A 13238-nucleotide genomic window follows, 5' to 3' on the forward strand; every position below is an offset into this window, starting at 1 on the left:
CCCTGGGCAGCGTTTTTTAATTCGAATGCTTCTTAGCAAATGGAAGAAACCGGGGCTAACGCCCTTCGGCTAATAAGTCATTCTGGTTGGGAAATCACCATAAACCAGATCAGCCGCACGGCGTTAGCCGCGGTTAATACCGATCACGGTGAGGTTACATTCATGAGAATCACTTTAAAACCAATAAATCAACACTACCTGGGGTGCGCTGGTTTGGACCGGAATCGGGAACCAGCAAATGCTCCCGCCAGGGATGCGAGGAGTTTCGCCAGCATGGATAAGGCAAATCCGACAGACCAGATTCCTGCGAAGCCGACCGACGCAGCGTCGATGAATAAGTAAAACAGAGTCACGATCATCACCATCTGATACGCGTTTCGCTCAGGTTGGCGTGTCGTAAGGAACCAGCCTGCCACGAAAAACAATGCGGTTCCCGCTGTATGCAAACACCATGGCGCCAACCATTTAGCGGCTTCGTCGTAAAATTCGCTTGGGTGTCCCGGCTCGATGAACAAGGCATAAACCATCACGACCAGAATGACAATCAGCACATTGATCGCCAGTAAGATGAAAGCAACACCAGCCGCTTTGGCATAATCGAGAAGTTTCATTTTTCTCCCTGCTTCCTCAACGCACATATTTGTCCGGGATCGTCTTGCACGTGTAATAGCGTTTTTCGATGGGAATGGCACCACAGCGGAATACGCCGGACTCGACGTGCCCCAAGACACGAGGGACCATCTTCTTCAACATGTATCCCCAGCCAATCCGCATCATATTGCGAGTCAGCCAATCGACATTCTCGGCTCCGGTGTGTTCCAGTATCAAAAGCGTTCCCTCATCCTGAGGCGTCAACGTCCAGGTGATGATCATCGGAGCCGGACGCGGATGCGACTCCTCTTTGGGCACATGAGCCCAACTCCACACGAGCCGTTTGGGAGCGTCCGCTTCCAGAACTTCACATTCAGTGATGCCCGATCCACACAGGCCAGGATCACAACGGAACTCAAATTTATGCCCGACAACGGGCTGATGATTATTCGGTTCCAGCCATTCCGCTAATGCATGAGGATCAGTGATCGCCGCCCAGACATCCTCAGGCGGGTGTGGATAATACCGCTCCTTGCGAATGGTAATTGGTTTGCGTGCGACCATGCTGTCTCCTTTAGTTTAGTTACGTTTTCTTTTGTCTGGCTTTCTTCTTTTCGTCAAGGTATTCGCCGAGCGCGTCGAGCTTGTCATCCCAGTATTTCTCGAACAGCAAGACCCATTGATGCACATCACGCAACCGATTGGCTTCAATACCATAAAGTTGCTCGCGGCCCGATCTGCGACAGTGTACCAGTCCCGCTTCACGAAGGATTCGCAAGTGCTTTGAAACAGCCGGCTGGCTGATGGAAAACGGTTCCCTTAACTGCGTAACATTCCGTTCGCCCTCCCGTGCCAGTCGCAGTAAAAGTTCGCGGCGGGTCGGGTCGGCAATCGCGGAAAAGACATCAGTGTCTGTATCTGAACTGTTCATAAACCACATTGTATAACCTTTTGGTTATATGTCAAGCGGCTCGTTCACAAGACATGAGACTGAATCAACCGGGTGAGCAAGCTTGATGTTCAAGACCGGCGCTAAGAAACATCCATCGGCTCAGAACCGTCGAGAAATGCGGTTTCGACGAGTTGGGGAAGCGCACCGGGACGCAGAATCTCAGTCGTGTTAACAAGTTCCTCACAGGACCACCAGCGGATCGCCTTCAGTGTTTGCCGCTCGCTGTCCGATAACCCTGCCTGATTGATTAGGGGTACTTCCGAGACGCGGCAAACATAGTAGGTTTCGTGGCTGAGCACCACGCCCGCTTCCGGTAGATTCAACCGAACTTCTCGAATGCCAACCTGCCTGCCGATTGTGACATGTGTCAGACCAAGTTCTTCTCGCAACTCACGCCGGAGCGCATTTACTGCTTGCTCCCCTGCTTCAATTCCGCCGCCGGGTGTTGCCCAGTAAGAGAGCACGTCAGGCCGCGCAGGATCAACGGGCGTTGTATCTTGATGCTGGATCAACAGCACCTGATCCTGATAATTCAGCAGAATCGCCCGGGCTGAATGGCGGTGTTGCATAGGAGCCTTATAAAGCCGCCTAAATAGTTTGGGATTTCACACATCGCTCTAAGCAATCACTCAGCTTACTTCTCTCGGATGATTAAAAGCATGGCGTGACTTTTAGAATCAGAGTTTGACTCGTTTTTTTCCTAATTACAATAGATACTCGCGAGGAAATGAGTTTTTCACGGCGGTTAAACGCTCTATACAATGCAAAAGCCACCTTTCCTCATCAATAAAACCGCTCTCAACAAGCCCATTGAGCCGATTAATGTATGAGTCTGCCATCGCGTAAGAAACGGAAGGCAACTTCACCGAATCAAGCCATTGCAATTCCCTTACCAAGCTGTGCTTATCATCACCGAAACGTGCCTTAAACCCATTCATAAAACTCTGCTCTTGGTCACGAGTGAACTCAATAAATGACGTCGATGAATGAACGCGCATTTGAAAGTCTCTAGAAATGTGCCCTGCAGTCTGTTTGATCTGTTTTTTTGTTTCCAGATCTACGGGTGTTATCATCGCCATATTATCAATATAAGCGGGATGCGATAATATTCGCAAATAGGCGTCAACTGTCCTTTTATGCACATCAAAATCCTCCCCACAAAATAGTTCTGGAACGGGGTGAATCAGATTATATTTTCGTAGTGATGTTTCAAGATCACTCAAATATTCTTCACGATACCCAAGACGGATCATGTCCACATACCACGATCTTCTTTTTGGCAAACGTGAGAGTAGATGCAGATTATGAATCCCTGCAAGAAAATCCCGCGGCGATGCGTTATCATGATGTAGTGTAAAGAGGTTTGCAATCCTTTCATCATGTTCATTTCTGGTACGAAGATCACCCGCAATCAGCGCTTCCATCCACTCGTAATCGTATAATCGTTTTGACGTTTTTTTTCTACTGGAGAATATATCTTCAGCGGCTGCCGACCGTAGGACTCCCTCCCAAATCCAGAGCTCACGTCGCAGATCACCATTGGCCAGGTCTCTAATTAGTTGACCAATTTTCTCTGATTGCAAACTATCGAACACAAAGTCTACAAATGATAAAAAATCATCACAATCAGTTAGCTTTGGAGCCCCATGTGCTTCGACGTATGTACTGGTTTCTTCAACGATACGATCCTTGATTACGGCAAGACGCTTTCCAATAAACTCCTTTTCCAGAGGTGGCCCGAGGTGTATTCGAGGTTTGCCGGTAGTCAGCACTTCAGTTGTTTGAGAAAATGTATCGTACGTAGTTGGCCACAGAGGAATGATTACACGAAATAATTTAATTGTCGTGTATTTTTTGATATCGTTAATATACTGAATCACCAATCTTTGAACAGCAACCGGACAGTTATCGAGATTATCTAACACGAGTACTAAGTATTTAAAGTTCTCAGATGTTTCGCAAAGTTCTGAGAGTCGCTGCAGCGACTCCTGTAGGCGATCAATACTATCTCGTGTGGGCCGTTTGATAGCAATTTCAATATCATGTGATTTGCAGTGCTCATCAACCGCCTTCTTCATCGCATCAAAGAATCTCTGATTTGCATGCGCATGGTATTGAAAACTGCGGGCGTCAAAGTAAACAACCAGTTTCTTATCAAATTCTTCGGCATGATCCCCTTTTTCCGGGCAATAATGTCGGATGTAATAATCAATAAAAGTCGACTTTCCACATCCAACAGGCCCAGTAATATAAAGCTCGGGAACATGTTTTTCTTCATCAGCATCCATCCCGCGCCAGAACAGATGCTGCAGCAGTTGCTCATACTTTTCTTCAGACTCAGGAAAGGAATTTAGATGGTCGTCTATAGCTAAACGTTTGGTGTGATAACGGTTAGATTCGATATCACTTTCAGTAAATCGTCGTGGAAACTTAGTTCTTGATGGTAGTATGTCTGTTTCCAAACAACTCCGAATTGCATCAGAGAAAACTAATTCTCTTGAGAATTGATTTACTAACTTTGAAAGATGGGGGTGAGCAGCTTCTCGCATTATAGCCCTTCATTGCATGTAGTATAAGACACACTGTGATCATATAACCATAGTGCAATAATTACCTGCTATGTACACTTTACTACCGCATTCGCTTATTCAATACAAGCAAGAGCTCCTAAATTCTAATAAAACGTTTTTTCCATATATGACCACTTCAATCGATCTTCAAAGAAAAACTGCAAACAACGCCAATCCTTATCAACATGAGATTCATTTTTAACAGACTGTTTTTTAGATCTCGAATTTAAACAAAAAAAGAGGGAAGACTTCAATAAAATTCACCATTTTACGACATTGAATCTGATCCTTGATCCGTTCCCGCAGGATTCGGTAAGGTAGTCCTGTCAGACAAACTGCGAAAAACAACGAACCGAATTCAATCAGATCCAAATTAAGCACAGGGCAAAACATCATGCGGGCCAAAATTAACGGAGCCGAGATCTATTTCGATGTCGATGGCATGGGGCTGGTTCCCGAAGTGGACCAAATGGTTGAACGGCCCGTTTTGTTTCTGTTACACGGGGGCCCGGGCAGCGATCACTCCAGCTTTAAATCGAATTCCGCGCCGCTCCGCGATACCGCACAACTGGTTTATGTGGATCACCGCGGATCAGGCCGCAGTGCCCCCGCTGATCCAGAGACGTACACGCTCGACCAGAACATCGATGACGTTGACGCGTTGCGCGAGCACCTCGGGTTGGAACGCATTTCGGTCCTCGGTTCTTCCTACGGAGGCATGGTAGCCCAGGGTTATGCCATTCGTTATCCCGAGCGCATCGCGAATCTGATTCTCGTTGCAACGACACCCAGTTATCGTTTTCTGGAAGACGCAAAGCGGATCGTCACAGAACGTGGCACTCCCGAACAGCAACGTGTCTGTCAGTGGCTTTGGAACGGGACTTTTGAGTCGCAACAGCAGGTTTACGAATATTACAAAGCAATGGGGCCGATGTACTCCACCAAATTCGACCTGGAGAAGCTGGAAAAGAGCTGGCCCCGCGGCATCCGCAACTTCGAGCAGCTTAATATCGGATTCAGCAATTTTCTGCGCACGTTCGACTTCATCGAACAGCTCTCTTCCATCACCTGCCCGACCCTGGTGCTGGGAGGCGCTCACGACTGGATCTGTCCCCCGCAACATTCCGAACTCATCGCAGAGAAGATTCCCCGCGCCCACTTGAAAATCTTCGCCAACAGTTCTCATTCCATTGCCGACGATGAACCGGAAGCCTATCTCACCGCGGTCCGCGGATTTCTGACCTACTGCAATTCATAGAAATCTCCCTATCACAACACATTAACAGCCACTTATGTATTGATCTTTTAACCATCTGTGTTATAAACAACCTTAAGTAATTAGCAGGTCCGGGCCAGTTTCCGTCTCGTTGAGACAGTATTCTTACCGAACGCAGATTGTGAGGGGCAGATTTGTTGAAGAAACGCAATCTTTCGCACGCGACAAACCACGGGAAGACAGACCCCCTCCGTCGCCGATTGCTGCAGTCCGTTTCGGCCGGCATGATGAGCGTGGGTCTGGCCGAGATGCTGTCTCTGGAAGCGGTCGCCAAAAGCGAATCCAGAACACCAGGGCAGGCCAAACGGGTACTGGTCGTCTATGAAGAAGGTGGCATCAGCCAGATGGATACCTGGGACCCCAAACCGGAGGCCCCCTATGATCATCGCACGCCGTTTAAGTCAATCGCCACGAACGTGCCCGGCATCAATTTTTCGTCTCTGATGCCGATGACCGCACAGCAGGCGGACAAGTTATCCGTGATCCGTTCGATGACCTCGGCCCGCGTGGCCGGCCACAAAGAAGGATGTCAGGAGTTTTTCAAAGGCTACCGCTTTGATTCCTCGTTTGACTTTCCCGACATCGGCTCGGTCGTCACCGATCAAATTGGAACAGACTGCCGGCAACTTCCGGGTTACATTTTCTGTCCCGGCATCAACATGCCCAATCATGTGACCAGCACCGGTTTTCTGCCCGCCAGCCGGGCACCGTGGAAACTGGGAACCAAAAACCTGGGAGAGAATCTGGCGGACCCGACCTGGGAAGTGAAATCATTACAGTTAAACCCGAAATTAAGCACGGAGCGGTTCAACCAACGGCGTGAGCTGCTCGCACAGTTAGATCGGTCGGCTGTTGCGAAAACCGAATCTGCCGAAACGTTGCAAGCCTACTATGAGAACGCCGTCGATCTGTTAACCAGTCCCCGCGTACAGGCTTCGCTCAATCTCTCAACAGAAAGTGAAATAACACGCGACCGTTATGGACGCGACCATCGCGGCTGTTGTTATCTATTGGGACGCAAGCTAATAGAAGCGGGCGTGCGATTTGTGAGTGTGACCGTCATTCAACCGCCGGAGCACGTCAACCGGCCCGGCTACGGTCAACCCAAGGGGGTGTTCCTGAATTGGGATCACCACGAGGGCATCTATCAGAACGGCCCTTGTGGCGGCCCGCAAGGGAATGGCAACCAGGAACGCTTCGGCTTACCTCATCCGGTGATGATGCCCAGTCTCGACCGTTCCTTCAGCGCGCTGATTGAAGACATGCATGCCCGCGGCTTACTCGAAGACACACTCGTTTGCTTCATCACCGAAATGGGGCGCACCCCGCGCGTCAATAAATGGGGCGGCCGTGATCACTGGGGACGCGCGATGTCGGTCGCGCTGGCGGGTGCCGGTGTTCCGGGCGGTCAACTGATTGGTGCTACCAACAAAGAGGGTGGTGATGTCACCGACCGGCTCTACACGCCCTACGATTACGCAGAAACGATCTATCGCAAGCTCGGCATCGACACGGCAGCACGCATCCGCAGACCGGACGGCCTACCGATCGAATTCACGGACGGCGGTCACCCGATAGCCGAAGTGTTTTGATGGGTCAGCACAGTATCAAAGAAACCCCAGACTTGGAAATCAGGGAGATCTTCTCGACCTCGACTTTCCCCTCCCTCAACCGCGCGGTATGATCGAATCAGAGTTCAAAACAGCAACCACAGATAGTTAACTACCGCTCTCAAATCAGACAAACCAACAAGAGAAACACCTATGAATCATTTTACAATCTGCTCTCTGGCCCTCGGCTGGATTTTCGCCATCAGTTCGCTACCCGCAGCAGAACGGGAACCGCAGGTCAAAGCGTTGCAACCCGGGGTGAAACTGACACTCGTCGCCGAACATCCTGAACTGGCAACTCCGACGGGAATCGATGTGGACGAACAAGGCCGCATCTGGGCCGTCGCCACGCACACGCATTTTCGTCCCGATGATTATGTTGGCCCGGAGCATGATGAAATTTTGATCTTTTCTGATCTGAACAAAGAGGGGCGCGCCCAGAAACGACAGGTCTTTTATAATGCCACCGACGCCACAATGGACCTGGAACTAGGACCGGATGGCTGGGTCTATCTGGCCGAGCGCGACCGTATTTTGCGAATCAAAGATACGAATGGCGACGGCAAGGCCGACGTCGAAGAGAACATCGCCGTCCTGAAGAGTGAAGCCGATTACCCGCATAACGGTCTGGAAGGTCTGGCGTGGGACACAAAGGGGAACCTGGTCTTCGCACTCGGCGAGAACTTTGCCAAGCCGTGGACACTGACGGGAACAGATGGAAAAACCGTCAAGGGAGCCGGCGAAGGGGGCATCTTCCGTTGCACCGCCGACGGCAAACAATTAAGACGCATTGCCGAAGGTTTCTGGAACCCGTTCGGAATTTGCGTTCGCGCCGATGGGGAAATCTTCGCTGCCGAAAACGATCCCGGCGAACGTCCCCCCTGTCGCGTCCTGCATATCGTGGAAGGTGGCGACTACGGTTACGAGCGCAGCTATGGTTCGGAGGCACATCATCCCTTCGTCGCTTGGAATGGCGAATTGCGCGGCAGCCTCCCCATGATTCATCCATCCGGAGAAGCCCCCTGTGGAATCCTGCCGCTGGGACGCGGATTACTCGTCCCGTCTTGGAGCGATCATCGCATTGACTTTTTCCCGCTCACTCCCAAGGGAGCCAGCTTTACATCCAAGCCCATTACGTTGGTCAAAGGCGGGCGCTACTTCCGCCCCAGTTGCATTGCCGAAGATCCGACCGCCGAAAAACAAAAACGCATCTATTATCTCTGCGACTGGGTCGATGGTCGATATCAGGCACACGGCTATGGCCGCGTGTGGAAGCTGGAAATCGACCTGGAAAAAGCAGACTGGGTCGGCAAGCTGGATCTGGAACCACCCACGAAGAAAGCTCAGCTGGCAGCTCACCTGCGTAGCGGCGATACGACATATCCGCTGCAAGAGTTATTCGAGTTCACCCAAGATCAAGATCCGTTTCTTGCGCAGTCTGCCTTGCAGGCGCTGGCACGCGAAGCCTCCACATGGACGCCGAAAGAAGTCGCCGGCTGGTCGGCAGCGAAGCGGATTCAGGCCGTGATGGCGCTGAAACTTGCGAAGGCGGACCCAGAAAAATGGGTCCCGCTGTTTCTGGCGGACCAAAACCCGGACGTGCAGTTCGAGACGCTGCGCTGGATTTCCGACTATGGATTGAAAGCATTTCTGCCGGAAGTGGAAGCGAAATTATCGCAAAGTGATCTCGACTACCGCCGGTTCGAAGCCGCCATCGCCACCTTGAATACGTTGCAGGGAAAACCCGAGGCAGGCATTCGCAACCCGGACATGCTGTTAGCGAAAGTTCTGGATGCGAAAAGTGCACCCCGCATCAGGGCTTATGCACTCCGACTGCTGCCCACGCAGTCCCGTTCTGCACCCAAACCAGGTGCGCAGCCGGTCAAAAACTTTCCCAAAGGGCTCACGCTGGAAATACTCCAGCAACTTCTGGCCGTCAACGATGAGACACTTTCACTGGAAGTGGTCCGCACGCTGGCTGGCAATCCCATCGTTTCTCAAAAGATTCTTGCCAAAATCGCCGCCGATCCCAGGCAAAGCGCGAAGCTGCGTGCTGAAGCCGTCGCCGGACTGGCGACCTTGGCCGAACAAAATACCGAGCTCTTATTAAAGTTAGCGGGCGACAAAGAACGTGCCGTGCGCGAAGAAGCCTTACGTTGCCTTCGCTCCCTTCAACATACGCCACAACAGGTGCAGACTCTGAAAGGTCTGGCCCGTCAGTACCCCGAATCGAAGGATCTGATTGCAGCTGCATTGAACCCCAAATCACTCAGCACGGGACGCCCTGCCCTGACCGATACAGAGGCCTGGTTACAGGCGCTGGAAGCAGTATCGGTTCCTGCGGACCCGGAGAGTGGTCGTCGAATCTTTCATCATGGCCGCCTGGCGAACTGTTCTCACTGCCATCGTCACGGCGGTCGCGGAAATGTCGTCGGTCCCGACTTAAGTAGCCTGGGCAACAAACAGGACCGAACCTGGCTGTTGAAATCCATCCTCGAGCCAAGTTGGGAGATGGCACCGGAGTACCAGCCTCGTACGATCATTCTCAACGATGGTCGCACCTTCACCGGAATTCGACTGCGGTCCTACGTGAAAGAGACCATCCGTGATGCCAATGGGCAAAACCGCACTTTTGACCGTAGCGACGTGGAGGAGATGATCGAATCGCCGGTTTCCTTCATGCCAAACGGCCTGGTCCATACTTTAACCGACCGTGAATTAAAAGATTTAATCGCCTTCCTGGAAAGTAATTCACGTCAGAAATGATGGGAAGTTTCTCGCAAACCTGAAACCATCGTCGAATCATCTGCTGGCACGCTTGATCGGAAATCAACTTCATCCTGGAATCCATCATGAAAATATCGACCACACTCCGCATGACTGCTTTCGTCACGTTCACAGTCAGCCTGATACTGGCTCAAGCAAACGCAGCTGAAAAACCGGCAGCCCCTCCCTGGGCCGTTCTGAAACCGGCTCTCGATCAAAGCCCTCTGCCGCAGTCACAGCGTTTAACTGACACCAGCGATCTCAGTGCGAAAATGATTGCCGGCATAGATCGGTTTCTGCTGAAACAGATTGCACAGGCAGCCATTGAACGTCCTCAAAACTGGAACCGGGATCTCTCCTCCCCCGAAGCTTATGCCAAATCGATCGCCAAACAACAACAGGAACTTTCCGCGATGCTGGGTCTCACCGATCCGCTTGTCACTGGACGCATCTCCTACATCGGTGATGCAGCTGCTCAGCCCTCGAAAGACTTCATGATTTACGAAGTCAGCTGGCCTGTGCTGGACGATCTCAACGGCGCCGGTCTGTTACTGGTGCCTGAGGGGAAAATCCGAGGAGACATCATCGCCGTCCCGGAAGCCGACCAGGTGCCGGAAGATCTGGTCTCTGCAAAGAATCCTACCGATGCTTATGCGCAACAGTTGGTACGTTCCGGTTTTCGCGTACTGATCCCGACGCTGATCAATCGCGAGAACAATCAATGGAAAATGAGCAATCGTGAGTGGGCCCATCGCCCTGCGTTTGAGCTGGGCCGCACCCTCGCCGGTTACGAAACGCAGAAAATCATGGCAGGCGTCAGTATATTAAAACAGACCAGCGGCGATGAAAATCGTCCGGTCGGTGTAATTGGCTGGGGTGAAGGCGGCCGACTGGCACTCTACGCGGCCGCCCTTGATCCTCGCATCGACAGTGCCGCCGTCTGCGGCTATTTCGGTCCGCGAGAGTTGCTCTGGGAAGAGCCCGCCGATCGAAATGTGTTTGGCCTGCTCAAGTCATTCGGCGATGCGGAAATCGCCAGCCTTGTCGCACCACGGACTTTAATTATTGAGGCAGGAACCTATCCGAAATATGGTTTTCGCACCACCGCCAGTGGCGAACTGGAAGTCAAACAGGATGGCTATACCGCGCTGAAAGGCAAGCCGGGGCGATTACTGACGCCCGATAAAAAAGAAGTCAAAACAGAATTCGCCCAGGCCCGTGAGTTTGTCGCCGCTCTCAAACCCCAGGCCCCCACACTCGAACTGGTGGAATCCCAACAGCCTGTCTCACAGGCAACACTCGCCGCGTTGATTCAGAGCCTGGACGCGGACGCGTCTCTGGCATCGGCATCAAAGTCTCTGGATCTCAAATCGCGCGAGCAAGCCGACCAGCGGCACGCGGATCAGTTGGCGGAGATTCTCAGACATAATCAACGTCTCCTGCAATTGGCCTATGAAAGTCGCATCGACTTCATGAAAGACCTCAAAACGGATTCGCTGGCGAATTTTGAGAAATCGGTTGAGCCGTATCGCAAAATCTTTCGCGATGAAGTCATCGGCGCATTTGATCTGAAACTTCTGCCCGACAATGCCCGGACACGGAAGTATCAGGTCGGCCCCAAAACGGTCAGCTACGAAGTCGAACTGGATGTGTTCCCAGATGTCACCGCGTATGGCATTCTGACGCTACCCAAAGACATGAAACTGGACGGCTCTGAACAACGGCCCGTCGTCGTCTGCCAGCACGGACTGGAAGGACGTCCGCAGCACACTGTCGGCGAAGAGAAATACCGCGCCTACAAATCGTTCTCGACCCATCTGGCGGAACGGGGCTTCATCACCTTTGCTCCCCAGAATCCGTACATTCTGTTCGATCGCTTTCGCACACTGCAGTTCAAATCGCAGTCGATTGGACGCACTCTATTTTCCATCGCGGTCCCGCAACATCAGCAGATCACTGACTGGCTCTCGAAACAGCCGTTTGTCGATAAAAAGCGAATTGGTTTTTACGGAATTTCCTACGGCGGCAAGTCAGCCATGCGGATTCCCCCGCTGGTGAAGAACTATGCTTTGTCCATCTGCTCGGCCGATTTCGGAGAATGGGTCTGGAAGAACGCGGCCACCGACAAACGCTCGCTGCGTTACAGCTACGCGAATAAGGGAGAGTATGAAATCTTCGAATGGAATCTGGGCAGTACCTTCAACTATGCCGAGATGGCGGCCCTCATCTGCCCACGTCCTTTCATGGTGGAACGCGGACACTTTGATGGCGTCGAACCCGATGACCGGGTTGCCCAGGAATATGCCAAGGTCCGGTTTCTGTACCAGGCACAACTGGGCATCGGCGACCGGGCAGAAATTGAATTCATCAAAGGCCCGCATGCAATTCACGAACAGGGTTCTTACGACTTCCTGCAAAAGCACCTCAACTGGCCCGCTCCGAAAGAAGCAGACTGATCTCCGACCTTTAGTATGATCCTGAATCGAATGGAAACGAAGATCATGGTTTCCGCTGCAACGTTTGCAGCCGACGGCCGCCGATTTCTGCAATGTAAAGATTCCCGTCCGCATCGAAGGCCAGCATATGGGGCAGGTTATATTCCCCCAAGCCATCCCCTTTCTTGCCCCATGAATGAACCACCTTACCCGCCGGATTAACCTGCAGTACTTTGTTCGCTCGACCGTCCGCTACGAACAGTCTGCCTTGAGCATCATATTCCATCCCATACGGCGCAAAACCAGGCCAGACTTCCAGCAGTTTGCCTTCCCTGTCGAAGATCTGCACCCGGTCATTCTCGCGATCGCCAACCAGCACGCGGCCTTTGTCATCGATGATAATCGAGTGCGGCAGATTGAACTGCCCCGGTCCTTTACCCGGTTCTCCCCATTGGCCGAGATATTTTCCGTTCGCAGCGAACTTCATCACACGACTGTTGCCGTACCCGTCTGACACATAAAATTCTCCCTCAGACCCAAACGCGACATCGGTCGGCTTGTTGAACTGGTCGATCGTATTTCCCGGTTTGCCTGCTTTTCCCAGCGCCAGCAACAGCTTTCCCTGCGGGCTGAACTGAAACACCATGTGGTTGCCGATGTCGGTGACCCAGATATTATCATGCCGATCAACGCGAAGCCCATGTGCCTGACCGATCAGTTTATCCCCCCAGGAGCGAATGAACTTGCCATCCCGATCAAAACAGAGAATCGGCTGCTTGCCCCGATGAAAGAGATACATCCGCCCCTGGCTGTCAAAATCCACAGCCGAACAAGGCCCCAGAGTGAGACCTTTCGGTAGTTGGATCGCACTGGCTACGGGTTCAAATTCGATTTTGTCACCGGCTGTGGAATGCTCTGTCACAAGCATCATAATAGCGATCATGAACACAAAGACGCGACAGATACGATGCAGATTCATACGGGACTCTCCTACTGGTCTGGATATAAACCATCGTGCCGGGCAATCAAGCATGCCTG

Annotated in this window: 10 protein-coding genes; 4 read left to right on the top strand and 6 right to left on the bottom strand. The window is 52.0% G+C overall.

Annotated elements, in window-relative coordinates; all coding sequences use genetic code 11:
- Positions 1-194: 194 nt before the first annotated feature.
- The 5 genes from Pan241w_RS17760 to Pan241w_RS17780 form a co-directional block, all read right to left on the bottom strand.
- A complete protein-coding gene (locus tag Pan241w_RS17760; RefSeq protein WP_145218434.1) occupies positions 195-611 on the bottom strand; it encodes a hypothetical protein in 417 nt (138 codons plus the stop codon).
- 16 nt (positions 612-627) lie between these two features.
- Positions 628-1155, bottom strand: coding sequence for an SRPBCC family protein (locus Pan241w_RS17765; RefSeq protein ID WP_145218436.1), 528 nt, complete (start codon positions 1153-1155; stop codon positions 628-630).
- 19 nt (positions 1156-1174) lie between these two features.
- Positions 1175-1531: an ArsR/SmtB family transcription factor gene (locus Pan241w_RS17770; RefSeq protein ID WP_197999996.1), complete on the bottom strand. Its 357-nt coding sequence runs from the start codon at positions 1529-1531 to the stop codon at positions 1175-1177.
- A gap of 92 nt (positions 1532-1623) precedes the next feature.
- Complete coding sequence (locus Pan241w_RS17775) at positions 1624-2112, bottom strand: NUDIX hydrolase (protein ID WP_145218440.1); 489 nt, start codon at positions 2110-2112, stop codon at positions 1624-1626.
- Positions 2113-2247: 135 nt separating this feature from the next.
- Positions 2248-4092 (bottom strand): P-loop NTPase fold protein, encoded by a 1845-nt coding sequence (locus Pan241w_RS17780; protein WP_145218442.1) that lies wholly within the window; start codon positions 4090-4092, stop codon positions 2248-2250.
- A 415-nt stretch (positions 4093-4507) separates the two neighbouring features.
- Between Pan241w_RS17780 and Pan241w_RS17785 the strand changes: the two genes are divergently transcribed.
- From Pan241w_RS17785 to Pan241w_RS17800, 4 genes are all read left to right on the top strand, one after another.
- Positions 4508-5371: an alpha/beta fold hydrolase gene (locus Pan241w_RS17785; RefSeq protein ID WP_145218444.1), complete on the top strand. Its 864-nt coding sequence runs from the start codon at positions 4508-4510 to the stop codon at positions 5369-5371.
- A 155-nt stretch (positions 5372-5526) separates the two neighbouring features.
- The gene (locus Pan241w_RS17790) at positions 5527-6981 is read left to right on the top strand and encodes a DUF1501 domain-containing protein (protein ID WP_145218446.1); all 1455 of its coding nucleotides are present in this window, start codon (positions 5527-5529) and stop codon (positions 6979-6981) included.
- A 171-nt stretch (positions 6982-7152) separates the two neighbouring features.
- Positions 7153-9765 carry a PVC-type heme-binding CxxCH protein gene (locus Pan241w_RS17795; protein WP_145218448.1) on the top strand — a complete coding sequence of 871 codons (2613 nt, stop codon included), beginning with the start codon at positions 7153-7155 and terminating at the stop codon, positions 9763-9765.
- Between the two features lie 86 nt (positions 9766-9851).
- Positions 9852-12221 (top strand): dienelactone hydrolase family protein, encoded by a 2370-nt coding sequence (locus tag Pan241w_RS17800; RefSeq protein ID WP_145218451.1) that lies wholly within the window; start codon positions 9852-9854, stop codon positions 12219-12221.
- A gap of 43 nt (positions 12222-12264) precedes the next feature.
- On the opposite strand, the gene Pan241w_RS17805 is transcribed toward Pan241w_RS17800, so the two are convergent.
- Complete coding sequence (locus Pan241w_RS17805; protein ID WP_145218453.1) at positions 12265-13179, bottom strand: peptidyl-alpha-hydroxyglycine alpha-amidating lyase family protein; 915 nt, start codon at positions 13177-13179, stop codon at positions 12265-12267.
- Positions 13180-13238: the final 59 nt, after the last annotated feature.

The sequence above is a fragment of the Gimesia alba genome (assembly GCF_007744675.1).
In the GTDB taxonomy this organism is placed as follows: domain Bacteria; phylum Planctomycetota; class Planctomycetia; order Planctomycetales; family Planctomycetaceae; genus Gimesia; species Gimesia alba.